The organism is Vibrio sp. B1-2, from assembly GCF_963888445.1.
GTDB classification, from domain to species: domain Bacteria; phylum Pseudomonadota; class Gammaproteobacteria; order Enterobacterales; family Vibrionaceae; genus Vibrio; species Vibrio anguillarum.
Genome location: NZ_CAWPJH010000001.1, coordinates 103,143 through 128,774 on the forward strand (window position 1 = coordinate 103,143; position 25,632 = coordinate 128,774).

Annotated in this window: 17 protein-coding genes and 1 pseudogene; 11 read left to right on the forward strand and 7 right to left on the reverse strand. The window is 43.9% G+C overall.

Going from position 1 to position 25,632, the window contains the following annotated elements; all coding sequences use genetic code 11:
* Positions 1-6: 6 nt before the first annotated feature.
* From AACQ75_RS00460 to AACQ75_RS00495, 8 genes are all read left to right on the forward strand, one after another.
* The gene (locus AACQ75_RS00460) at positions 7-2,025 is read left to right on the forward strand and encodes a methyl-accepting chemotaxis protein (protein ID WP_017049347.1); all 2,019 of its coding nucleotides are present in this window, start codon (positions 7-9) and stop codon (positions 2,023-2,025) included.
* On the forward strand, positions 2,010-2,870 hold the full coding sequence (locus AACQ75_RS00465; RefSeq protein ID WP_017049348.1) for a CheR family methyltransferase: 861 nt from the start codon (positions 2,010-2,012) through the stop codon (positions 2,868-2,870). The genes AACQ75_RS00460 and AACQ75_RS00465 overlap by 16 nt, the downstream gene beginning before the upstream one ends.
* Positions 2,871-2,880: 10 nt before the next feature.
* The gene (locus tag AACQ75_RS00470; RefSeq protein WP_017049349.1) at positions 2,881-3,522 is read left to right on the forward strand and encodes a chemotaxis protein CheD; all 642 of its coding nucleotides are present in this window, start codon (positions 2,881-2,883) and stop codon (positions 3,520-3,522) included.
* Positions 3,519-4,562 (forward strand): protein-glutamate methylesterase/protein-glutamine glutaminase, encoded by a 1,044-nt coding sequence (locus AACQ75_RS00475; protein WP_170889215.1) that lies wholly within the window; start codon positions 3,519-3,521, stop codon positions 4,560-4,562. Before AACQ75_RS00470 ends, AACQ75_RS00475 begins: the two co-directional genes overlap by 4 nt.
* 44 nt (positions 4,563-4,606) lie before the next feature.
* On the forward strand, positions 4,607-5,785 hold the full coding sequence (locus AACQ75_RS00480) for a methyl-accepting chemotaxis protein (RefSeq protein WP_017049351.1): 1,179 nt from the start codon (positions 4,607-4,609) through the stop codon (positions 5,783-5,785).
* 9 nt (positions 5,786-5,794) lie between these two features.
* Positions 5,795-6,094 carry an STAS domain-containing protein gene (locus AACQ75_RS00485; RefSeq protein WP_017049352.1) on the forward strand — a complete coding sequence of 100 codons (300 nt, stop codon included), beginning with the start codon at positions 5,795-5,797 and terminating at the stop codon, positions 6,092-6,094.
* A gap of 18 nt (positions 6,095-6,112) precedes the next feature.
* Positions 6,113-7,807 (forward strand): ATP-binding SpoIIE family protein phosphatase, encoded by a 1,695-nt coding sequence (locus AACQ75_RS00490; protein ID WP_017049353.1) that lies wholly within the window; start codon positions 6,113-6,115, stop codon positions 7,805-7,807.
* Positions 7,808-7,995: 188 nt separating this feature from the next.
* Positions 7,996-9,672, forward strand: coding sequence for a DUF342 domain-containing protein (locus AACQ75_RS00495; protein WP_170889216.1), 1,677 nt, complete (start codon positions 7,996-7,998; stop codon positions 9,670-9,672).
* A gap of 81 nt (positions 9,673-9,753) precedes the next feature.
* Here AACQ75_RS00495 and AACQ75_RS00500 read toward each other — a convergent pair whose 3' ends face one another.
* From AACQ75_RS00500 to AACQ75_RS00515, 4 genes are read right to left on the reverse strand one after another with little or no spacing between them, the layout of a single operon-like run.
* A complete protein-coding gene (locus tag AACQ75_RS00500; RefSeq protein WP_013868207.1) occupies positions 9,754-11,868 on the reverse strand; it encodes a type I secretion system permease/ATPase in 2,115 nt (704 codons plus the stop codon).
* Between the two features lie 15 nt (positions 11,869-11,883).
* Positions 11,884-13,794 carry a bifunctional diguanylate cyclase/phosphodiesterase gene (locus AACQ75_RS00505; RefSeq protein ID WP_170889217.1) on the reverse strand — a complete coding sequence of 637 codons (1,911 nt, stop codon included), beginning with the start codon at positions 13,792-13,794 and terminating at the stop codon, positions 11,884-11,886.
* Between the two features lie 5 nt (positions 13,795-13,799).
* Positions 13,800-14,462 (reverse strand): transglutaminase-like cysteine peptidase, encoded by a 663-nt coding sequence (locus tag AACQ75_RS00510; protein ID WP_170889218.1) that lies wholly within the window; start codon positions 14,460-14,462, stop codon positions 13,800-13,802.
* Between the two features lie 44 nt (positions 14,463-14,506).
* Entirely contained in the window at positions 14,507-15,898 is a 1,392-nt protein-coding gene (locus AACQ75_RS00515) for an HlyD family type I secretion periplasmic adaptor subunit (protein WP_170889219.1), read from the reverse strand.
* 297 nt (positions 15,899-16,195) lie between these two features.
* On the opposite strand from AACQ75_RS00515, the gene pdxH reads away from it, so the two are divergent.
* Positions 16,196-16,831 carry a pyridoxamine 5'-phosphate oxidase gene (gene pdxH, locus AACQ75_RS00520; RefSeq protein ID WP_013868203.1) on the forward strand — a complete coding sequence of 212 codons (636 nt, stop codon included), beginning with the start codon at positions 16,196-16,198 and terminating at the stop codon, positions 16,829-16,831.
* 39 nt (positions 16,832-16,870) lie between these two features.
* Here pdxH and AACQ75_RS00525 read toward each other — a convergent pair.
* The 3 genes and pseudogenes from AACQ75_RS00525 to AACQ75_RS00535 all read right to left on the reverse strand — a co-directional run bounded on the left by AACQ75_RS00525 (position 16,871) and on the right by AACQ75_RS00535 (position 20,959).
* Positions 16,871-17,568: pseudogene (locus AACQ75_RS00525) on the reverse strand (helix-turn-helix transcriptional regulator).
* A 310-nt stretch (positions 17,569-17,878) separates the two neighbouring features.
* Complete coding sequence (locus tag AACQ75_RS00530; protein WP_013868201.1) at positions 17,879-19,699, reverse strand: SUMF1/EgtB/PvdO family nonheme iron enzyme; 1,821 nt, start codon at positions 19,697-19,699, stop codon at positions 17,879-17,881.
* Between the two features lie 156 nt (positions 19,700-19,855).
* Positions 19,856-20,959: a PEGA domain-containing protein gene (locus tag AACQ75_RS00535; RefSeq protein ID WP_026028446.1), complete on the reverse strand. Its 1,104-nt coding sequence runs from the start codon at positions 20,957-20,959 to the stop codon at positions 19,856-19,858.
* A gap of 426 nt (positions 20,960-21,385) precedes the next feature.
* Between AACQ75_RS00535 and AACQ75_RS00540 the strand changes: the two genes are divergently transcribed.
* Positions 21,386-22,210: an AraC family transcriptional regulator gene (locus AACQ75_RS00540; protein WP_017042345.1), complete on the forward strand. Its 825-nt coding sequence runs from the start codon at positions 21,386-21,388 to the stop codon at positions 22,208-22,210.
* Between the two features lie 291 nt (positions 22,211-22,501).
* Positions 22,502-25,624: a bifunctional proline dehydrogenase/L-glutamate gamma-semialdehyde dehydrogenase PutA gene (gene putA, locus AACQ75_RS00545; RefSeq protein ID WP_017049356.1), complete on the forward strand. Its 3,123-nt coding sequence runs from the start codon at positions 22,502-22,504 to the stop codon at positions 25,622-25,624.
* Positions 25,625-25,632 lie beyond the last annotated feature (8 nt).

Here is a 25,632-nt window from a genome sequence, read left to right on the forward strand (position 1 = left end):
ATACTCATGGCATTTTGGAACCGCAAACCAGAACCAAAAAAATTTGTTGAGCAGATAGAAGATCCATTGGTCGATGAGAATGAAGGGCTCTCCAATCAGCAGCTTCTTTCTGCTCTTAATGCAGCAAAAACCGCATTGATGATGATTAACCGAGATTTTCAAATCACCTATCTCAATAAGCAGTCATTGATTCTACTCAAGCAGCATGAAGTGCTTTTTCAAAGTGTCTGGCCTGATTTTAAAGCTGAAGAGTCGTCATTGATTGGCTACTGCATCGATGGTTTTCACGTCAATCCACAGCATCAACGCCAAATGTTGTCTAATCCAGCCAACTTGCCTTTCACTACCATGATTACGATTAAAGGAGTGAAGATCGAGCTTAATGTTGGCGCCATTATTGATGAAGACGGTATTTATATCGGGAACACATTAGAGTGGCGTGATGTCACTCAAGAGATTGCAAAAGAGCAAGAAATTGGCCGCTTAGCTTCGGCAGTCGAGGGGATGACAACCAACCTAATGATGGCCGATAAAGAGGGTATTATTCAATACTTAAACCCTTCATTGACCAAGTTGATGCGTACAAGAGAAAGTGAGTTGAGGACAGTATTAACAAGCTTTGACGTCAATAATCTGGTCGGACAAAATATCGATATCTTTCATAAAAATCCGGGCCATCAACGTAGCATTATTGCCAACCCTGATCGTTTGCCATTTTCATCCAACATCAAAGTGGGGGCGCTGCAATTTAATTTAACTTGTATTGCGATGCACAATCACAAAGGGGAATACATTGGCCCTGCATTGCAATGGATCGATATTACCGAACAACAAGATGGTCAATACCAAGTAGAGAGCCTCATTCAAAAAGCGATCGCAGGGCAGTTGAATGAACGAATTGATACCACGGTGTACAGCGGATTTATGCGGGAGTTAGGCGAGGGGATTAATAACTTGCTTGATACCTTAGTTTCACCGCTGGCTCAGTGTATTGACGTCATGAGTAAAGTGGCGGATGGCGATTTGAATACCAAGATGGAAGAGGGTAGCCAAGGTGAGTTTGGTCAACTGCAAAATGCGGTCAATACCTCGATTGCTAACCTGCGCGATATGGTTGAAAAAATCACCATTTCTTCTGCCAGAGTGGCTACGGCGTCAACGGAAATCGCGCAAGGCAATAATGATTTGAGCCAACGGGTGGAAGCTCAAGCATCCAATTTAGAAGAAACGGCCGCCAGTATGGAAGAGATGACAGCGACCGTGCGCCAAAATGCAGATAACGCCAAAGGTGCGAACGATCTAGCGAGTGATGCTGCCAAAAAAGCCAGTAAAGGTGGTGAAGTGGTGGGGCAAGCGATCTCGGCCATGTCGGAAATTAATCGTTCGAGTAAGAAGATTGCCGATATTATTGGAGTGATAGACGAGATAGCCTTTCAAACCAATTTATTGGCTTTGAACGCAGCGGTAGAAGCGGCAAGAGCCGGAGAACAAGGGCGTGGGTTTGCTGTTGTTGCTGGAGAGGTTCGGAACCTTGCGCAGCGCAGCGCAGCAGCGGCGAAAGAGATTAAAGGGCTGATTAAAGATAGTGTTGAGAAAGTAGAAGAGGGATCGCGTTTAGTTGATGAGTCAGGAGCAACATTGAATGAGATTGTGGACGCTGTAGCAAAAGTATCTGATCTCATCGCCCAAATTGCATCATCAAGTATTGAACAATCGACGGGCATTGACGAAATCAATCGTGCAATTACAGCCATGGATGAGATGACGCAGCAAAATGCCTCTCTTGTTGAACAAACCTCTGCGGCCAGCCAATCGTTGAAAGATGAAGGGAAAGAGCTGATTAGCTTGATGAGCTATTTCACCACCGATGACAACATCAAAACGTTCGAGCCCAAAAGAACAGCCATCTCCGCCCATCAACCCAAACCCAAGGTCAAGAAAGTGGCAGGCATTAGAGCCACCAATAACGTTGCCAATTCTGGGCTCAATCTCAATGAGGATGGAGATGAATGGGAAGAGTTTTAATGGATAGCCATCCAATCACGGTGAACCATGATCAAGAGTTTGAACTTACTGCAAAGGATTTCAAATTCATCCAGTGGTTTATGCACAAAACGGCCGGCATTTACTTATCAGATGCGAAGCGCGCGATGGTTTACGGCCGTTTGAGCCGTCAGATGCGTCGACTGGGGATTCAGCGTTTCTGTGATTACAAGGAGCTTATTGAGCATAATGAGCGAGAGCGGATCAACTTCATCAATGCGTTAACGACTAACAAAACCCAGTTTTTTCGCGAGTATCATCACTTTGAGTTTTTGGAAAAAGTACTGCTCGATGAGTGGCGATCACAGGGCGTGCGTCATCCTAAAATTTGGTCTGCTGGATGCTCTAGCGGTGAAGAGCCATACAGTTTTATTGCGTCGCTATACAGCAGCGGTTTATTTGATTTCGCGGATAATATTGATATCTACGCAACAGATTTAGACACACAGGTTTTGGCACATGCGCAAGCGGGCATTTATACCGATGAGGCTGTGGCTACTATTCCACAGCACTATCTCAAAAAGTGCTTTGTAAAAGGGCGCGGTATCAAACAGGGAAAAATAAAAATCGCCAGTCAATTGCAACGTTTTGTCCATTTTCAGCAACTGAATTTATTATCTCCTTGGACGTTACCTAAGAATTTAGACCTCATTTCGTGCCGAAATGTGATGATCTACTTTGATAAACCCACTCAGGAGGCTTTGCTCGAAAGGTTCTATGAATGGTTGAAACCGAATGGGATTTTATTTCTGGGTCATTCAGAAAGTGTGGGGCGCTGTGCTGATGTTTTTCATCATCTCGGCCACACCATTTACGTGAAAAAATGAGGAACAATTAATGGCCTCGTTAGCGATGTATTTGGCAACAGATAATCGGAATTTCAGTCGATTTCATCATCCCAAGCAGAAAGTGGATTGGGTTAAGGTGCTACCCGGTGGGTTGTATAGCACTATGCAACAAGAGGTAATTTACACTGGGCTCGGTTCTTGCGTAGCGGCTTGTATGTGGGACCGAGAGGCCAAAGTCGGGGGGATGAACCATTTTTTATTACCTTTTGATCAGCATTCGCAAATTGATCACTGGCATCCAGATGAAATTGAGTCCACGGCTTCTCGTTATGGTTGTTACGCAATGGAGTTACTGATTAACCAATTGATCAAAATGGGTGCCGAGCGTAGGTGCTTACGCGTCAAGCTGTTTGGTGGCGCACAAATGCTGGGTTTTAAGGCCATGATTGGCCAGAAAAATATAGATTTTATCAAAAACTATGTTGAGCAAGAAAGGCTTATTGTTGAAGCCAGTGACTTGGGGGGGGACGAACCGAGAAAAGTCATTTTCGAACCTCTGACAGGTAAAGTGTGGTTAAAAAGAATTCCATTAACTGAAGTGAACCAGTTAAGTTTTCAAGAAAAGATTTATGCCACGCAGTTAGATCGTAAAGCGCATAAAGAGAGTGATGATGTGGAGTTATTTAAATGAAAAAAATCAAAGTGTTGATTGTCGATGATTCTCCCGTTTTTAGAGCACTGCTCTGCGAGCTGATTAATGCTGACCCCATGTTAGACGTTGTCGCAATGGCACAAGACCCTTACCAAGCCCGAGAGCTTATCAAGCAGCACAATCCTGATGTGCTAACGCTAGATATTGAAATGCCAAAGATGAATGGCGTGCAATTTTTAAAAAATATCATGCGGTTACGCCCTATGCCGGTGGTGATGATTTCAACCTTGACCCAGCATGGCGCGCAAGCCACGTTAGAAGCATTAGAGCTTGGTGCAGTGGATTACTTCCCTAAACCGTCGGTCGAAAATACGGCTGAAATGGCAAGTTATAGGGAACTTGTGAACGACAAAATAAAAATGGCGGCAGGGGCCAATGTCGTTCAAGCGCATCATTCTGCTGCGGTTAATCAGGTCGAACTGATAGCGGCTAGCCACCAAGGGGCGCGTTATCAGTTGATCGCGATTGGAGCCTCAACGGGCGGAACAGAAGCATTAAAAAGCATATTCTCTGTTTTACCAGCCGGGTTGCCACCGATCGTGATCACTCAACATATCAGTGCGATGTTTACTCGCCCCTTTGCAGAGCGTTTGAATCTTTGTAGCGCCGTAGAGGTAAGAGAGTTGTCCGCTAATCAAGCGCCTTTAGTGAATGGATGTGCTTATGTTGCTCCCGGAGATAAGCATCTGATGGTGATAAAAAAAGGCACTCACCTTTACTGTCAAGTTGACGATAGACCTGCGGTCAATCGTCATAAACCCTCAGTAGATGTGATGTTTGATGCGGTCGCCGAAAATGTGGGAGACAAAGCCATCGGTATCCTCTTAACCGGGATGGGTAAAGATGGAGCGCAAGGCATGCTCAAAATGAAGTTGTGTGGCGCATTGACTTTAGCTCAAGACGAAAAAACATCAGTGGTGTGGGGAATGCCCAAAGCGGCAGTAGAGATTGGCGCAACACAGAATATCAAAGCGTTAAATGCCATACCACAATGGATTTGTGATGAACTCTATCGCTAGTGTTGTCTCATTAAATAAGCTCAACATAGATAAGCAAGGAATGGGTGATGATAAATAAAACAGTGACACCAAAAGCAAAATATATTTTAGCTTTAGTTTTGCAGCTAATGGCCCTTTTTGCCGTCATGCTTCACTCCCCTAATTTATGGAGCATAGGACTGGTGATTTTTGCGGCAGCAATACCTTGGCTAGTATTGTCCATGAATTTTAGTGAACAAAACAAAGCTAAAGCCAACCAAAATAAGGTTGAAGAAGAGTCCACTCTTGAAACGCAGCAACATCTACAGAGTATTGAAAAACTGTTCAAAGAGACGCTACCTAAAGTGAGTAGCCCTTTAACCATGCAGCACACCGTGATTGAAGGCTCAGTAGAGACATTAAACAACGCATTTTTTAGCTTGCAAGACATCAGTGAAAAGCAGAGCCAAGTTTCGAGTACCTTGGTCAATAATTTATTGGCTAACCAAGGTAGTGAATATGATCTTACCACCGTGTTGCCAAGAACTGAGGCAATTATTGACGGTTTTGTTCAGATTCTAGTAGACATTTCGGAGAAAAGTATTTCAGCGGTACACAGTATTCACGATATGTCAGAACAGCTAGATGCGGTCTTTAAATTACTTAATCAAGTCCGAAACTTATCGGAACAGACCAACTTATTGGCATTGAATGCGGCGATTGAAGCGGCTCGAGCAGGCGAGGCGGGGCGAGGCTTCGCGGTCGTGGCTCAAGAGGTGCGCGATTTGTCGGTTAAAGCAAGAACGCTGAATACCCAAATTGAATCTGAAATTAATGTTGCCCAACAAACGGTGCTGCAAGCAAACAAAACCGTTGGCGATATGGCCTCGATAGACATGACACTCATAATTGAGTCTAAAGGAAATGTGGATCACATGCTGCATGGCGTTCAGCAAGTGAATATAGAAATAGAGCAAGAAGTGCAAAAAATTCAAGAATTAGGACAAGAATTAACCCAGCAAGTGAGTAATGGCATCCGTGCCCTTCAATTTGCTGACATTGTGGTTCAACAAAGTGATTATGCGCATGCGTCTATTGATTATTTGCAGGAAGCAAATGAGCTATTGAACGCTTTACTAACACAAAGCATGACTAAAGCAGCATGGGCAGAACAACTTCACCAATTGACAGAGCGCTTGCACAATAGAAGTGCTCCTGCTGCAAATCAAACCAATATGGATGAAGGCGAAGTCGAGCTGTTTTAGGAGAATATGATGAGTATAGAAACGGTAATAGATAGCACTACTAAGCACATTACGATCGTAATTGAGGGGGCCTTTGGCTTTAACCTAGTTAAAGAATTTCGTAATAGCTATTCACCTTACCGAGGCTTTAGATTCACCATTGATTTACGCAAGGTGGACTATATTGACAGTGCTGGTCTTGGCATGTTGCTCAATATGCAGAAATATCTTGAGCAAAGTGATGGCATGATCCGAATTACTAACACCTTACCTCAAATAAGGAAAGTTTTACTGATTTCTCGATTTGATAAGAAATTTAGTATCGAATAATGCTTAAGGAATAAGCCGATGCGCGTAACGATTGTTGATGACCATAAATCAAATAGAGAGCTCTGTCGGTTTATCTTATTGCCTATTGCAGAGCATATCGATACCTTCGAAAATGGCGCTGATGCTGTTGAGGCGATGCTCGTCATGGACGTCTTACCCGACGTTATTTTGTTGGATGTGATGATGCCAGTTAAAGATGGTTTCACCACCGCAAAAGAGATCCGAGACTCTTTTCCAAATCACCATATCCCAATTATATTTTTGACTGTGCTTGATGATCATGATTCATTTGAACGCTGTTTATCGCTGGGCGATGATTTTATTCTTAAACCAGTAGAGCGAAGCGTACTGCTGGCCAAAGTGCAGGCTCATTACCGTATTGTGAAAATGCATAATGAAGTGACTCAGCAGCGAGATAAGCTCAATTATTTCAACGAACAAGTACAATATGACTACGCCATCGCCGAATCCATTTTCACCAACTTAATGGAGGAGATGAGTGCAAAAGTCAACAATATCTATGGCATCAGTTATATATCCACACCTTCGACCATTTTTAATGGTGATCTCATCATTGTGGCGAATCGGCCCTATGGTGGCGTGTACGTCATGATCGCTGATGCCACTGGGCATGGATTACCCGCCGCGATTTCAACGATCCCTGCCACGCGTACGTTTTTTTCAATGGCTGAAAAAGGGATGTCGCTTGGCGAAATGGTCGCTGAACTTAATAGTGCGCTAGTAAAGTTTTTGCCTGTTGGCATGATGCTTGCGGCCAGTGTATTTGAGATACGAGCCAATGGCTTCGAGGTTTCGTGGTGGGGAGGTGGTTTGCCTGATGGTTATCTACTGGATGAAGAAAGCAACATCGTTCGTCGTCTCGTTTCCACACATATGCCGCTGGGAGTTCTGGATGCTGATGAATTTGAAGTAAATTTAGTTCATCTCAAATTAAAACCTAACCAAACTATCCTCTGTTATACCGACGGTATTACCGAAGCGATGAATGAAAACGGGGAACAATTTGGCCAGTTGCGACTCGAACAAGTTTTGCAACGGAACGTTAAGACTCAGATTTCAGATTTGTATGATGAAGTATGCCAGTTTTCCAATCGTGGCCATGGTGATGATCTCTCAATTCTTTCAATGACATTTCCAATTACCAATAATAATGAAATATTAGCGTCGCAAAAAAACCGATTTCTTAGTCATATACCAATGCAAAGCCATCTCTTTTTTCCTGCTTCAATTCTTAAAAAGATTTCAGTTATGGTCGAGATGCGTAACATTGTTCGCGGTTTTATCAGTGGTGGTGAGCATCTTGATCTCGTTTGCTCTGTATTGTCAGAACTGTTTGCTAATGCCATTGAGCATGGGTTATTAAAACTTAACTCTTCACTAAAAGATGACCCAGATGGATTTCTCACTTTTTACCAACGACGTGAAGAGTGTATGGATGAGTTAGATGAATCGTTATGGATTAAACTAGACATTGATTATGACCCAACGGTGGGACAATTGAGCTTTTCACTCGAGCATAATGGTGAAGGCTTTGAATACCAACATACGGTTGCAGACGGCAACTGTACACATGGTCGAGGGATTATTTTGGTCTCTAAATTGTGTGAGTCATTGGAATATTCAAAAAATGGTTGCACTGTTAAGGTGACTTACGCCTTTAACAGTAAACATGATTTTCCGATATTGTCTTAATACTGAACAGATTATTTACACTGTAAAATTCTGCGTAACTCATTCTTTCGTTTATTTTTAGGTTGTACGGTTCGTTTCGTCGTGACTAAGTGATGTAGCCCTTAATTTAGTTGCCTAAAGATTTAGTCCATACTGTAAATTGTATACACTGCCATACGAACGGAATCTAACCATATGGGTTAAGTAGTATGTGGAAACGCTTAATTTCGCTTTCAGAGGACAAAAAACAAGTCATTGCCCAGTTGCCTGGGACGGAGTCCATCGACAAAAATTTTGACCAAGCAGGCTTGAAAGAAGCATTGTTTGAGTTATCTGCATCGACATTTTTCTTAAATGAAACTGAAGTTACCCGCTTTATCAACTGTGCAAAAGAGGGTAAGGGTGAAGCATTCTCTGGAATCACCATTGCAGAGAAAAAGAACGCTTCGGTGGAGATTGAATTTAGTGATCGAGATATGTTAGCCAGCATGGTCGTGACGGGTGCATATGGGGGCAGAGCATTGCGCGGTAGTGAGTTGGTGTATGCATTGGCTCACTCCCATGTGACAAAAGGCATCAACAAACTGGCTTTAAAGAAAGTGTTAATGGTAAGTAATACCTTGAAGCCAGGGGAGGTATATACTCAGCCTGTTGCGCAGGGGCGTGAACCCATTCAAGGTAAAGACGCACAATTTATTCCTTTGGTTGAGGATGTCAGTAAGCGCGTGTTAGCACCGACCAAAAAGCAAGGACAGAACAAAATTGATATGCGCAACTTAGGTGAAACCATCACTGTTGGTCAAGATGATGAAGTGATGCGTCGAATTCCTGCAACAAAAGGAACGCCAGGCTATACCGTGCAGGGAAAAGTACTGGATCCTAAACCAGGTAAAGACTCGGCCTTAGTTGCAGGAAAGGGGTCTTACATCTCACCCAATGACCCGAATGTGCTACTGGCCAGTCAAGCGGGCATGCCTATCCTGAAAAGTAAAACGGTTGATGTCGATAACGCTTTATGTTTAAACAACGTCAGTGTAGCGACTGGCCACGTGAAATTTAAAGGATGTGTTGTCATCACGGGCGATGTCGAGCCTGGGATGATCGTGAGAGCGACGGGCTCAATCACCATCGGTGGGTTTGTTGAGTCTGCTGATGTTCAAGCCCAAGGTAATATTGATGTTGGTAAAGGCATTATTGGCCATACGGTGTTTGATGATGAAGCAAGAACATGCATTATCAAATCAGGAGGCTCTATCACGGCTAACTATGCTCAATTTAGCGAACTGCAAGCGGCAGATGATATTAATTTAGCGGTTCACAGCATGAGTAATGAATTGCGCTGTGGCAATGATCTAAAAGTATTAGATAGTAAAGAGAAGCAAGGCACGCTCAGCGGTGGCCACGCGAAAGTTGGTGGTAAGATCGTTTGCTTCAATCTAGGCGTTGAAGGCGATACCGCCACGGCTGTGCAGGCTTTTGCTCGTTATGCTGTGTATAAAGAACGGGTCGCGAAACACAAAGAGCATTATAAACAAGCGCAAGAAGCGACGATGGAAGTGATCCGCCGTGAGATTGAATTTAAGAAAAAGCCTAAAGCGGAACGCTCGGAAGAGGAACTGCTAAAAATTGATGAATTTAAGAAACAGACTAATGATCGTTTAGAAAAAGCAAAATTGGCGTTGGATATGCTGGGAGAGGAGTTTGATCAATTGCTCGAAATGAATACGATCGAAGTCAAAAATAAAGTTTATACCCATGTTTCGGTGCAATTTGATGATGAGCGGATCATCACCAAGCGGGCTCATGGCGCTAGTATTTTCTCATTTAACCAGTATGAGATTAAATGTGCCTCGATGCTTGAAGATGAAGATGTCGGAGGGATCTAACATTCTTATCTCAGAGTGCTAAGCAAAAAACGAGGCATTTTGCCTCGTTTTTTGCTGATTATGCTATTTCTAGTAAGGTGGCTATTGCACTGATCTCACTTTGCCCTGTTTGAGATCGTTTAACACCATCGATTTAGGACCATCGGCAATGACACAGCCTTTCTCCATCACAATGACGCGATCAACCACATCGAGCATTGACGTTTTATGAGTAATTAATATTAATGTCTCACTTGGTGTCAATTGAGACAGTTGATGTTTGATGTGCATTTCAGAACGATTGTCCATGGCGCTGGTGGGTTCATCAAGTAGCAAAACGGGTGGGCGTCCGAGCAGTGCACGAGCAATGGCTACCGCTTGCCTCTGACCACCAGACAACAACAAGCCGCCTTCACCCACTTGTCGTTCTAACCCCGCGGGGTCTTGCTGTGTGAACGCGGTAACTCCCGCTCGGTTAGCGGCATCCATCACATCTCTATCATCAACTAATGGACGCCCGAGCGTAATGTTATCGCGAATTGAACCGTAAAATAGGTTGCTGTCTTGAGGTACGCAACCAATATTACGTCTCACATCAATGTGATGCAGTTGCGCGATATCGGTGTCATCAATACGAACATTCCCCTCGGTCGGTTGATATAACCCCATAATAAGGCGCTCTAAGGTGGTCTTCCCTGAGCCGATGCGGCCTATGATCGCTACTTTTTCACCCGGATGAATCGTTATACTTAAGTCACGTATTGATGCAACAGGCGCATTAGGGTAGTGAAAAGTGATTTTGTCTAGCTCAATTTTACCTTGCACAATCGGACGATGAATATAGCGTTTACCTTCTTCTTGCTCATCGGGCATTTGCATCACTTGCTCAATGATTTTTAAGGACGATTTGGCTTGGTTGTAGCGTGTTGAAAGTAATGATAGTTGCACCATTGGGCCAATCGCACGGCCGCTGAGCATGGTTGCGGCGATGAGCCCACCCATGGTTAAATCGCCGTTGGATATCAGATAGACGCCTAATATGATCATGCCAACGTTCGCGGCTTGCTGAACAAAGCCGGCAGTATTTTGAATACCATCAGTAATTCGACGGCTTTTAATGTTCCAGTTCGCCATGTGCGCGACCGCTTCTTCCCAGCGATATTGAAACTGACTTTGAGCGCCAAAGAGTTTCACAGTTTCAAGTCCAGCTAAACTTTCAATCAGGTTGGCGTATTTTTGTGATGCCAGTCGAGAGCCCTCTTCAATCGCCCGTCGTAGAGGTGCTTGGATGAGCAGAGAATAGATAGCAATGATCAGTACACCAGCGATAGGTACCAGCACTAAGCTGCCCGCCATTAGCCAGATCAGCACTAAAAAGAGCAGTGCAAATGGCAGGTCAATCAATGATGAGATGGTTGCTGAGGTAAAGAATTCGCGTATGGATTCGAACTCTTGTAAATGTCGCGCAAACGCACCGACAGAGGGAGGACGAGACTCCATTCTGATCCCCATCACTTTACTAAAGAGCTTAGAAGAGATCAGAATGTCAGATTTTTTGCCCGCCACATCAATAAAATAACTGCGAAGTAGTTTGAGGAGCAGATCGAATAAGAAGATCACAAAAATCCCGCTCGCTAATACCCACAAGGTTTCAAACGCAAGGTTAGGCACGACTTTGTCATACACTAAACGGCTGAACATTGGTGCCGCAATGGCAAACAAATTGATTAAAATGGAAGCGATCAACACATCGCGATAAATGTGCTTTGACTGCCATAACGTACCCCAAAACCAGTGGCCATCACGGGTCTTTAATATTTCTGGTGAGCGCTCGTCATAGCGAAACTGTTTTTTCACCATGAAGTAGCGGCCAATATAGCGTTCAGTCAGTTCCTCTAAGGGAATAGCTACGGGGATTAGACCAGACTCCGCAGTGACGACCTCAGCTTCTTGATTCGCTTCGTTGATGCTGCTGAGCACACAGGCTTCACCGCCTTTTAAAATTAAGATAACGGGGAAAACCAATTTTGGGATTTGATCCAATGCTGAGCGATTTTCCTTGGCGATTAACCCCGCTCTTTCGGCTGCTCGAGGAAAGAGAAAAGGCGTCAGTTTCCCATCTGATAAAGGTAGGCCGTTGATCAGTGCTTCTGGGGAATTCGCCAATCCATAATAACGACTCACATAGATAAGCGAATTGAGTAGCGTGTCTTGCATTACATCTGACCTTTTTTATTTATCCACAATAAAGCCTTGGAAGACTTCTATAAAATGCTCGGAAAGGAAATCAAGTTGAGTTTGCGTTTCTACCCTTGACGCAATTGTGGTGATTCCTAAATTGTGTGCTGTGCGAGAAATCGACGTTAAGGTGAATTTTTGCTTTTCATCGTCGAGATGGTGAGTAAATAGATAATCGAGTTTCACGTATTTTGGACGGTACTCGTTGATGTAGTCTAATGATTGGAAATTCCGGCCATAGTTATCGACACCAAAGTCTGCGCCGGCTGCTCTTATGGCATTACAAAATAGCGCCGTATGGTGAGGGGCGTTGAGGAATGCGTTTTCCGGTATTTCAAAGTGTAGGTTCTCACAGATAGAGCGATGCTTCGCCAGAGTCTGAGTGACCCAACGAATAAAACTGGGTTGAGAAAGGCTGCTTTGAGCGATATTAATGGCTAATGGTTCGGCTATCTCTCCCGTTTCGAGCTTGCGAATCATCGTTTCAATAACATATTCATCAAAAATATGGCTGGCATTGAGTTGGTCGAGTGCAAATAAGTATTGGTTAGCGCTGTAGCGTTTGCCATCGTGCTCAATTGCTGAAAAAACTTCGCGGTGGAAAGTTTGTCCCCAGCTATTATTGGCTGACTGCAAACGGAAACTGAACCAATCGTTATGGATAGCTTCTTCAACCAATGCTTTCCATTGCTGTTTACCCATCACAGTTTGTTTGGTTTCACTGCTGACAAAGCCGTAAATCAGCTCTGGATTTGCAGTTGCAATGGCTAACGCGTTGTCGAGCAAGGAAAGTAACTGCGTTGAAGATTTTGGTTCTTTATTATGAACAACACCTAAAGAGACTTTGGCTGATGCCATGCCAGTCGGGTCGGCTAGAGTGTCTTGCACAAAATTCATAATACTATCGGCGATGATTTTAAGTTCACTCTCTTCCATGTTGGGCAAAATAAAGCCAAACTCTTCGGTAGAAATGCGTGCCAGAGTCACATCAGGTGAAGTAATCGACACTTTTAGATGCTCAGCCAAATGGCGCACCATACCATCGCCTGCTTCATAACCCTTTTCTTCGTAAAGCTCTTTGATAAACTCTGCTTGCAAAATAGCAGCGCCACCTATGCCACTTTCTGATAGCCAACTACTGAGTTGACTCATGTAATAGGCGCGGTTGCCAAGTTGAGAAACTGGGTCAATATAAGCACGCTCACGCAGTTGCTGCGCTTCTTGCGCCTGAGCTTTGAACGCTTTTTCAACTTGCGCTGACATGCTATTGATACCATCAACTACATAAATCAGATCTTTGGTCGTTGGCCGCGGTAGCGGTTCACCAAAATGGTTGCGTGCGACTTGCTCCATTTTTTCGACAATCATCTGCAGCGGGCGTAAAGCGCGCTTCAGAATGAAAGCGATGGCGGCAAGGCCAATCACAAAAATAGCGCTAAACGCGATAAGTAGCCGAATCAGCGCCTTCCATAATTGCGCATAGGCCTCGCCAGGGTGGCTGACAATTTCGACTTCAGCAAGCTGCATCCAACCACTGGTTACAACGCGTTGATCATGGATCGGTGCAAACAGGTGTAAATTGGTAAACCATTGCGGAACGTTATTAGGTTTTACAGGGTAAGATCGCAGAATCTCTTCGTCATCGTCTAGAAAAATCAATCGTACGACTGAGTAAGAGCTGCCATCAAACAAGGCATTGATAACCGACTCAACCGCAATCTTATCTTTCTTCTCCAAATAAGGTGCCAGCGCCAAACCGACGGTGTTGATGGTGTTGTTGACTTCAGAGCGCTGCTGTTGCTCTAAGTTGTTGCGGGTCGTATTGAATTCAATAATAAAGACTGAAGTCATCAGCATAATGAAGACGGCAATCATTCCCGCGACAAGTTGTTTATATAGCGTCATATTACTTACTCATCGTAACTTACAATTGGTTTATTCAATTTTAGCGAGCGTTCCCGTTCACGTAAGTCATTCCAAAGACTTAATCGTGAAGAGTCTCCTGCAAGCTGGCCATTTTTGGATTTCATTAGCCATAAATTTTTACCGTTAAAGCTGTAGATCGGTAACAGATCACGGCGTGTTGATGCTGGCTTAATCTCAGGGTTTATATTGTCTAAAATTAAGGGCTCGGCATTGGGTGTTGAATAGTACGCAAGAACCATATGAAACTGATTTAATTCAATGGCTTTAACATACACGAGGCGCAACTTTTTATCATCGATACCCAGTTCAAGCAGGGAGAAGTACTTCGCAATTGTGAAATCTTCGCAATCCCCTGCGTTGCTTCCTAGAAACTCAAGTGGTGTCGCCCAGTAGTCATTTTTCCCCCATAAATCGATATCATTAACAAAGTACAGCTGATTGAAAAATCGATTTATTTCGGTCAATTTGTCACGTTCGGGAGCATTTTGGTGCTTGGCAATTTCTTTGCGCCATGTTTCGACGCGATTTCCCGCTCTTGTGCCATAGGTAAGCGCGACCGCATCGACCCACTGCTGCTCTTTGGTGTTGAGCGCTTGGGGGGATGAGGGCATAAATAGCAATAAAACCAGTGGCAGCCAAAACTTCATCAAAAACCGTCAATCATGAATATATTAAAAAGCATAAGTGAACCTTATTCTCTTAGCGCATTTTTTTGTGCACTGAGTATGGGCTTTAGTAGATAATCCATCACGGTTCGTTTACCCGTAATAATATCAACAGAGGCCGTCATTCCTGAGATGATAGGCAGGTTAGCATCATGCCCTAAGCTGGTTTGATTGGTCCTTACTCGGACTAAATAATAGCTTTTGCCTTCTTCATCTTGAGTTGTGTCGGCACTGATATGCTCAAGTGTCCCTTCCAAGCCGCCATATTTGGTGAAATCATAGGCGCTGAATTTTACGATGGCGGGCAACTCTGGTCTTAAGAAGGCGATGTCTTGTGGGGCAATTTGCGCTTCAACAAGCAAGGTATCCTCTGTTGGGACTACTTCAACAATATCCATACCGGGCTGGATAACACCGCCAACGGTGTTGACGTAAAGCGTCTTAATCGTTCCTGTCACAGGCGATAGCACAACAGTGCGATTTACCTTATCTTCAAGCCCAACGGCTGATTCTGTGATTGCTGAAAGTCTATCTTGGGCTTCGTTCAGTTTGTCTTGCTGCTGTGAGCGAAACTTTTGAGCCGCATCAATACGGTTGAGCACCGCTTCGCGAATCGCTGATTTTAATACTGGGATGTTAAGCTCGCTGGTGGTCATTTCACGGCGAGTATCGTTTACTTGGCGCTGTAGTTTCAGCAGCTCAATTCGTGGCACGACACCTTCGTCTGCTAAAGGTCTAGTGATCTCAAGCTCTTTATTCGCAAAATCATAACTTTGGCGTAAATTTTTCACGCGCGCTTGTATTTCAACCAACTCTTGTAGTTTCTGTTTGACTTGTTGATCTAAAAGAGAAAGTTGGTTGCGTAAGTTATTAAGATCTTGCCGGTAGGCGGCCCTTTGTCTATTAACTAAATCGGGTTGGTTGTCTGTTAACAGCGGTGGAAAGGCGAGTTTGTTATAGTCAATTTTGACGCTATTTTGCCAGTTGTCATCATCAATTTCTTCGTTAATCATCACGCTAGTAATGGAAGCGGATAGCTGTAGAACACTGGCGGTAAGGTTAGCGACTTGTTGTTCACGTTCGCGGTAGTCTGAGCGGAAACGTGTGTCATCAATTAATAACAGTTGTTGGCCTTTTTGCACTCGTTCACCTTCGCGAACCAATATCTGTTTGACTAAGCCTCCTTCCAAGTTTTGAACCACTTGAACTTGCGATGACGGAACGACTTTGCCTTGTCCAACTGTCACTTTGTCGACCTGTGCCCATGAGGCCCAGACGATGGCTAAGAAAAAAAAACAGACCATAACCCAGAGCATCACGCGTGCACTGTTGGGCGTGTTCAGTAGCAGAGCCGCTGTTTTGTCGTCTACGTACTCCAATTCTGTCGAAGAGAGTTTGTTATAACTCTTGTTGCTCATCGCTTATCCTTTGCGCCTAATCGTAGTGTATTTCCCTTTTCTACTTAAAGCTGTAGAGGGAGGCTACAACTGTAAGTTGTTTGGGTATAGTTGCTTGATTTTATTACTTGTCTAGCAAAATGTTAAGGATTTGCCACTCATCATGAGATTACTATTCACCATTTGAATTGATTGTACTTCCTATTGCGTACGTTCTACAGAGTTTAGCTGTGAATTACTGATTTTGTTGAACCTTAGCACTCTTGAGTTATGACGATGATAGGCGCACAATCGTCAAAAATTTCATAAGGAGCAGAGATGGAACTTTCAGACATCCGCCGCGAATACATAAAAGGCGGTTTAAGACGCAAAGATTTGCTTTCAAATCCCATTGAGCAGTTTAACCTTTGGCTGCAACAGGCCATTGATGCCGGTCTTACCGATCCCACAGCGATGACAGTGGCAACGGTTGATGAAAATGGACAACCTTTCCAACGTATAGTGCTATTAAAAAATGTCGAAAAAGACAGTTTTGTTTTCTACACCAATTTAGGCAGTCGCAAAGCACAGCATATTGAACACAACAATAAAGTCAGCTTGCACTTTCCTTGGCACCCATTAGAGAGACAAGTGCACATCACAGGAACGGCTGAAAAATTGTCGGCTTTTGAAAACATGAAATATTTTACTTCTCGTCCTAAAGATAGCCAAATTGCCGCGATAGCGAGCCGCCAGAGCAGTCGTATCTCAGCTCGTGGTATTTTGGAAGGTAAATACTTGGAGTTAAAAAAGAAATTTGAACAAGGTGAGATCCCAGTTCCGAGTTTTTGGGGAGGATATCGCGTTAAAGTTGAATCGATAGAATTTTGGCAAGGTGGTGAGCATCGTTTGCATGATCGCTTCTTGTTTACGCAACATGATCAACAGTGGGACGCTGAACGTTTAGCACCATAAGGCCTACTTGTTAAAAGTCAGTCGCAATGAATGCCTCATTTATATGGGGCATTCACTATTGAGTACCACGGATAATTGCGTTTTGAGCAAGGTCTTGGGGATGTTTGAGCCATAACCTTGGTCTAGAGCCATATCGATAAGTTGCTCTTTACTGTGGGCTGTAAATTTATGTCGCAATTTTGCTTCATAGCCTTCCACTGTTTTTATCGAAATCTTCATTACCCGAGCAATGTGTTTGGGCTTTTTTCCATAAAGCAGAAGAAAAAGAACCTCAGATTCTCTTGTGGTTAGGGGCCCGGAAATGGGCTCTAGAACACCTGTGGAATGCTGTGTGGTCGTTAAACCTGTTGCCCGACATATCCAATGGCCTACTTCCAAAATCGCGGTATCAGTTAGCTCTTGCCCGAAAAAAATTGTACCTTGAACCATGGGGTTTTGGTGAAAATATGAGCGCGCCAAGAACCGTCAGCATAGGGGTGGATATCCAGCACTTTTAACGGTTTTTTTGTGGAGATTACACATCGATCTTGTTGCTGGAATTCTGCGGCGCAAGCGGTTGTCGGGCTTGGCATTTCAAAGTCAGTTAATCCAATGCACTGTTTTGCATCACTAACACCAATTAATTTGCCATAAGCATTGTTTGCGTAAACAAAAACCGAATTAAGATCTTTGCAACCCCAATATCCCGGAAGCTGTTGAAACAATGAAATTTGTTCTGCGCTGAGGAAATTGACCATAGCGGGTTCTCCTAACAATGATATTGATATAATACCAATGGCATGGCGGGTTGTAATCCATAGCGGCATTTGAACATAAAAAAAGCCAGCCTGAAGAAGGGCTGGCATAAATACAAGAATTGCTTCTTGTCGACGTGCAGAAGAGGTTCTATGAATGCTGCGAGGGTGTTGCAAATTCATAGGGATACCACATGGATATCAAATATCAAACGTGTTTGATATTCAACACCACTTTAGACGACGAGAGTGCAATAACAAAGGGGGGAATTCCCCCCTTTGTTATATAAATGGTTGGGCTAGTTCAGCTTACCTAAAGTTCCCTAATGACCCTGAAGCCAACATAATTTGCCGAAGTAGCAGGAGCAATAAACAAATTACCATAAGCCGCCGCCGTTGCAGGGGAGAAGCTCCATGCTCCACCTTTTGCTTGACCTCTTGAGTCATTTGTCCATTCCCACACGTTACCGACAACATCATAAAGGCCTAGGCCATTGGGAGCGAAAGACTTCACAGGAGAGGTGCTTTTATTTGACCAAGGTGTACCACTCCAGCCAGTATTCGCTTTCCCAGTTCCGAAATCATCTCCCCACCAATAGTCTGTTTGTGTACCAGCGCGAGCGGCAATTTCCCACTCTTCTTCAGTCGGCAAACGGTATTTATAGCCAGTTTCCTTACTTAGCCAGCGAGTATAGGCCTTCGCATCATTTTGGCTAATACACACCACTGGTGAGTTGCTCAACTGCTTAAAACCAGGGTCGCGCCAATAGCTACCTGCAATCGGGGTAATTTCAGATTCGGCGACTGCTGTGCACAGTTTTTGTAGCTCAGCATCAGTTTGGTAGGTGGTTTGATTCACAAAGGTTTCAAATTGACCCACAGTTACGGGGGTTGAACCAATTGCGAAAGCATGATCAAGGAAAACTTGTTTCGATGCGTGCTCGCCAATCAAATATTCGCCTGAGATCAAAGTGACTAACTCAGGAGCTTTAATATCCCCTTTGAGGGAATCAGCAAATTTATGTCCAGGTTTAAGTAGGTTGTCTTTTTCTCGTAGGTTCGCTCTTAATGTATGATCTGAGGTGATTTTCAGCTCTTGATTAAATGAGTAATACCCTTCTTTCTCAATCGTAATCATGTGCGGTCCCACTGGAAGCATCACTTCGACGGGAGTACTACCATAGTTTACATTGTCGATAGAGACTTTATCACTGTATTGGTTCGAGCGAATCGATAGGGTAACCCAAGCAATTTCTTTCTGTTTTTCTGTATTGGCTGAGTATTCGCCTGGGGCGAAACAGTATTGTGATTCGACATTCAGCAACCGACATGGTGTGTTTTCATCCGGTCTTGCATCAAGCTGAACATCTAGTACGGCTTTGTACTTATTGCCATTGTAGAAACCTGAATCTACGGTTTTATGGCGCAGTACATGAATATTAAAAGAGACATTGGCCAGATGTTGTTGGACGAGCTTGGCCTCACTTGTGGCCTCTATTAACTTGGTTTGATACTGGTTTACCGCTTTCTGGAGCGCTAAGTCAGTGGTCTGTTTCGAGCATTGAGCCAATGTCATATCGGCACTACAAGCGTTAGTAAAGCTAACTTTCTCGGTGCTACTCTGTTTGAGTTCATCTCTTAAGCGCTCAACTCGCGCGCGTAATTTATGCTGTTCTAGCTCATTGATATTTTTGCTGACCGTGTTCTGCTCGGCCCTTTTTTGTGCCAGCAGTGCTTCTGACTCTTGGCGTTTTTGCTCAGCTTCTAAACGGTTTTTTTGATTCTGCTTTACATTAGCCCAAGCTGCTTGGTAGGCATTTTGTGAAGGCATGATGTCCAGTTCAGGATCATCAATCATTTTCATGTAATCGCGTTCTAAGTCAGTTTTTGCTTTTGCAAGTGCCTTATCAAAGAGTTGGGCTTGCTTTGTTAGCCTGTCTAACTCACTGTTGTGGTTGTTCACAACCACTTGTTGTTCATGGGTGGCCTTCTGAGCTGCCTGTAATTCGGACTGTTTAGTAAACAACGCATCATCAATGGCAATTACTGAGGAAGGCGTTCCTTCTGCCATCGTCGATGTTGCCACTAAGCAAGGCGAAAGTGCTAATAAGAGAGCGGGTAAACCTTGTCGCATTATTATCTACTTCAGTTAAGTTATTAGTTCATTGTGTCTATTCTAAACGAAAACACCATTTTGTCTGAAGTCATCTTTCAATAACTTAATGACAAAATGGCGTTTTAACCGCATCTTTGTGAATTACGACAGAAAAACAGAGTTTTTTTGAGGTAATTAACCCTCTTTATTCGGTCTTAGCTTTATCCAAACCGTATCATTGCCGTTAATTGTTAATACCCGGTTGTAGGTTTCGTAGCCATCTTTAGAGACGGTAACTTGGTGGCGGCCATTGGGCAAAACAATCTCAACAGGTGTACTGCCGTAGTTAATACCGTTGATGGTTACGGCATCGTTGTATTGATCCGACCTTACGGTCACATTTGCCCACTGTTTGTCATTTTTTTGCGTACCTTCAGACACGCCGCCTTTCAAACAGTATCGAGTTGACACGTTAAGCAGTTTACACGCAGCCACCGCTTCTGGTTTCGCTTGAAGCTGAGCTTGCATTTGGGTGAAGTATTCGTTGTTGCCTTCAAAACCACTGCGAATAATTTGGCTATCTTGTACATGGATGTTAAGTTCCACGCCTTTCAGGTTTTGCTTGGCAATGACCGATTCGGTTAGGTCATCAAGCAACTTGGCCCGAAACGTTTTTACCGCTTTTTGTTTGGTAAGGTGCTGTCCCTGATTTGAACACTCACCGAGTGTCATTGTCGTTGAACAGGTGGTTTTATAGCCAGTTTCAAGAACACTACTTTCACGCAGTTCGGCTTCGAGACGTTTGACCCTAGCTTCAATGCGCGACTCTTCGAGGTTCGCATACTCATTACTGAGACGAGCTTGCTTCTGTTTGATTTGAGACAAGCGCATTTCAACTTCGGTCATCGCTTGATTATTCTCAAGGCCTTCAGCTTGGTTCTGCTTCACTGATGCCCATGTTTCTTGGTACTTCTTTTGAAACGAGGCTAAATCTGTGTCTGGATCATCTAAAAGACGGCTATATTGTTTGTCCAAAGCAGACTTGGCTCGATTGCGTTTAGCATCAAGTTCTTCACTTTCTCGTTTAATACGAACATGTTCATTTTTAAGTTGTTGAAGCTTGGCTCCCTCTGCTTCGTATTCTGCAGAAATCGCGTCGATTTCCGTCTGTTTAGTAGTCATTTTTTCATCGATAGCGGTGACAGGATCTACCTGAATAACTTCTTCCGCGTACACCGATGCAGATACCCAAAAAGGGCTTAGCGCAAGCAATAGCGCTGGGATGCGACGTGTGATCATAGGTCCCTGCAACAAATTAACGTTTAACCACAAAAGTGGGAAAGACAAACTTTTGACAGCTTTAATGGATAAGCTGTATTCATAATGCAAAATTTATTCCGAACAATAGCAAAATTCACTTAAATCTATTACTAGGTGACTGATTTTGTAAATTTTATAATTGTGCATCTTCATTTTGAGCCTAATAGCGAAATATGCAAGTCTCTATTTTCGATCTATTTAGGGGTTTTGGGATTGAACACACATTGACCGTAATTTATGTGCACTTGATCATTGTTCCGTTTTGAAAAATCGATCTCATTTCACCCCTAAGCTTAAGCTTCATATGCACTTTGATGTTTAATTTTTAAAAAAATACAGCTTTGTTTTCGCTCCTGATAGTTTTGTTATAACATCAGCTTCTAACCTCAACCATGATGCAGCAATATGAGTGACTTTTCTTCGGCTAAGCTATCTAACTATCAACAAAATGACAAAGTTTTGTCGCCTAGGCCGGCAGAGTTAGTGACATTACCCTCGTACATGGAGTGTCATGATCATAGTTATACCCAAGTCGTTATCGGATTAAAAGGCCAAGCTGAGTTTGAAGTACAGGGTGTAGGCAATTTGGTGGGGCCGGGGCAAGGTTGTGTCGTTACCTCTGGAACTGGCCATGCGTTTGGTGGTGTCGTTGGGCAGTCGGATATCTTAGTGCTTAACCTTCCAATCTCCTGTGGAGATGACCCTTTGCTTCTACAAAAAATGAATGAGTTGTCGAATGCGGATATTTACTTTCAGCTGGATGGGCAAATCCAAAAGCTGATCCAATTGCTAGTTAAAGAGATGCAATCGAGTCCTGATGATTTACTGTTGAGCCGTGCCTGCAATGACACCGTTATGGCATTACTGCAACGCCATATTTCTGTATTTGAAACGCATCGCAAAGAATCTCGTTTTGATCTTGAAGCGATTGATCGTTATATCGATCTGCACCTTGGTCGTAAAATTTCAGTCGCTCAATTAGCGGGCCGCGTTTATTTAGGTGAAAGCCAATTTCATATGTTGTTCAAAGAGCAAATGGGGATCACGCCTCATCAATATTTGTTAGGTAAACGAATTGATATGGCAAAAGATTTGATTGAGCAAGGTTGTTTGAGTTTTGGTCAAATTGCGGAATTAACAGGCTTTTCTGGACAAAGTACCTTCACTCATTCATTTACTCGCTTGCAAGGTATTTCTCCATCGCAATACCGAAAATTGTGTCGTCGCTAATTCTTTATATCCCTGCCTCTTTTTTGTTTGTAATTCCCACATCATTTTTATATTGCTTGCCTTGACCTATCGGCAACACGTGCATCTTTGGTTAAATTTTGGAAACAATGTTGCTATTTTCTGCTTTGTACATGATGTCAATTGATGTGATTGTGTTTTTATTTTGTTAATAGCCAGAGTTTTTAGCAAAAAACTCGGAGTTTTTGACAAGTATTCTTCTCGCGCTCAAAATACACTGCCAGCCATTGCAGGAAACCCGACCTTTTTCGGGAGTGAGATTGAGGAAAACGCATGTTTACAGCAACAGATGTGTTGAATGCAGAGTTTATCGAGCAACCGCTTGATAAGCTGTGGTCGCTGATCTCTCCACTTTATATGGTGGACGAATCTCAATGGCTGAAGCAGTTATTACCGCTGGCAACAGCTACAGAATCAGAAAAATCGGCGATATTAAATAAAACAACCCAGTTAATCGAAGCGATCCGAGCCGACAAAAAAGCGGTGCAAATGATCGATGCCTTATTACTTGAGTACAGTTTAGATACGCAAGAAGGTATTTTGTTGATGTGTTTGGCTGAAGCTCTGATGCGCATTCCAGATGCGGAAACTGCGGATGCTTTTATTAAAGATCGCCTCAGCGTTGCGGATTGGAAATCTCATCTGAAAAATTCTGACTCTGTCTTTGTCAATGCGTCCACGTGGGGGTTGATGCTGACTGGTAAAGTGATTGGCCTTGCTGATGTGGATACTACTAGTCCAACGCAGGCGGTTAATCGTCTAGTGAATAAGCTTTCTGAGCCAGTGATTCGTAAGGCGATGCACCAAGCGATGAAGGTGATGGGCCACCAATTTGTGCTAGGCCGAACCATTGAAGAAGCACAAAAAAATGGCCGTCCTATGCGTGATAAAGGCTATACCTATTCATTTGATATGCTCGGTGAAGCGGCGTTAACCACGGCCGATGCCAATAAATATTTCAAAGATTATTTGATGGCGATTGAGGCGGTTGGCCGCGAGAAATATGGCTTATCAACCAGCCCGGCACCGTCCGTATCAATCAAGCTTTCTGCATTGCATCCGCGTTATGAGGTGGCTAATCAAGAGCGCGTGCTGAGCGAGCTTTATAGCACACTGCTACAGCTTTTAGCCCGTGCTATCGAGCTGGATGTGGCGATCACTATTGATGCAGAAGAAGCAGACCGTTTAGAGCTGTCATTAAAGCTATTTGAAAAGATATATCGCAGTGAACCCGTGAAAGGGTGGGGGAAATTTGGTTTAGTTGTACAAGCTTACTCTAAGCGCGCTTTACCCGTTTTAGTTTGGCTTAATGGGTTGGCGAAACAGCAAGGTGATGTGATCCCACTGCGTTTAGTCAAAGGGGCGTATTGGGATAGCGAAGTGAAGTGGTCTCAGCAAAGTGGCTACAGCAACTATCCGGTATACACACGTAAAGAAGCTACTGATGTCGCCTATTTGGCTTGCGCTCGTTTTCTTTTAAGTGAGGGCGTTCGTGGTCATATTTTCCCTCAATTTGCCAGTCATAATGCACAAACCGTGACCGCGATTGCGGTGATGTCACAACACAAAGATTTTGAGTTCCAGCGTCTGCATGGCATGGGTGATGCTCTTTATCATCATGCAATGAAAGCCTATCAACAATCGGTGCGAATTTATGCTCCAGTAGGTAGTCATAAAGACTTACTGCCTTATTTAGTTCGTAGATTGCTTGAAAATGGTGCGAACAGTTCGTTTGTGCATCGTTTAGTCGATGCTCGTTGTCCTATTGATACGTTAACGCAACATCCTGTCGATATGTTGCTCTCGTTTGATTCTTTACCAAATACCAAAATCCCTTTGCCACCGCGTATCTTTGCCGAGCGCGTTAATTCCTATGGCGTCAATATTGATATTGAAAGTGAGGCAACGCCTTTTGAAGCGAAAGTAGAATGTTGGCTCAGTAAACAGTGGCATGCTTCTCCTATCATCAATGGTGTTGCTCAGTTCGAAAGCATGATCAAGGCAGGGGCATCGCCGGAAGTTGTGACTGCGCCTTATGACCGTAGGAAGCATGTTGGACAAGTGGTATTTGCCAACCTTGATCATGTTTCCGAAGCTATCTCAATAGCGGAGCAATCCTTTGCTGCTTGGAAGCAAGAAGAGCACAGTGTTCGCGCGGGCAAACTTGATAAACTTGCTGATTTACTCGAAGAGAACTTGGCTGAACTGGTCGCCATTTGTCATCACGAAGCAGGGAAAACCATTCACGATAGCATTGATGAAGTCCGCGAAGCGGTAGATTTTTGTCGCTATTACGCCAAACAAGTTTCCGCGTTAACACCCTTTGAAGTGACGAGTTTTGATAATGAAAAGCGTAAAGTGAGCCGTGAAGGTCGCGGTGTTTTCGTGTGCATTAGCCCATGGAACTTCCCTCTTGCGATTTTTCTTGGGCAAATCACGGCAGCGTTAGTGGCGGGTAATACGGTCGTTGCCAAACCCGCAGAACAAACCAGTTTGATTGCTTCGCGTGCCGTGGAACTGATGTTGGAAGCTGGCTTTCCTGCTGGCGTTATCCAATTGTTACCTGGACGTGGTGCAGAAATTGGTAGTGCGCTGACTTCTCACCCTGCCATTGCAGGTGTCGCGTTCACTGGATCAACGGCGACCGCGCAACGTATCAATCAAGCTCTTGCTCAACGTGACGCCGCGCCAGTGCCGTTGATTGCAGAGACGGGTGGGCAAAACGCGATGATCGTTGATAGTACGGCTTTACCCGAGCAAGTGGTGAGAGATGTGATTCGTTCTGCCTTTGCTTCGGCCGGGCAGCGCTGCTCTGCATTACGAGTGCTATTTGTTCAACAGGATATTGCCGATCGCATCATCAGCTTGATTCATGGTGCGATGAATGAGCTCAAGATTGGTATTCCTTACCTCCACAGTACAGATGTCGGCCCTGTTATTGATGAAAAAGCCAAACAAAAGTTGCTCTCTCACATTGAACAGATGACCAAGACACAGACCAAAGTTGCGCAATTAGAACTCAGTTCGGAGTGCCAACACGGCGATTTTGTACCGCCAGCGGCTTTTGAAATTTCAGATATTCACTGCTTAACCGAAGAACAATTTGGGCCGATCTTACATATCGTGCGTTTTAAAGCGCGTGAGCTGGCCGATGTCGTGCAGCAAATTAATCAAACTGGTTTTGGTTTAACCATGGGGATCCATAGCCGCAATGAAACGACGTATCGTTGGATAGAAAAACACGCCCGAGTAGGTAACTGTTACATCAACCGTGATCAAGTGGGTGCGGTGGTGGGCGTGCAACCATTTGGTGGGCAGGGGCTTTCTGGTACCGGACCAAAGGCAGGTGGCCCACATTACTTATACCGTTTTACTCAAACTGAATTTTCTCAGTAATAAAGGCT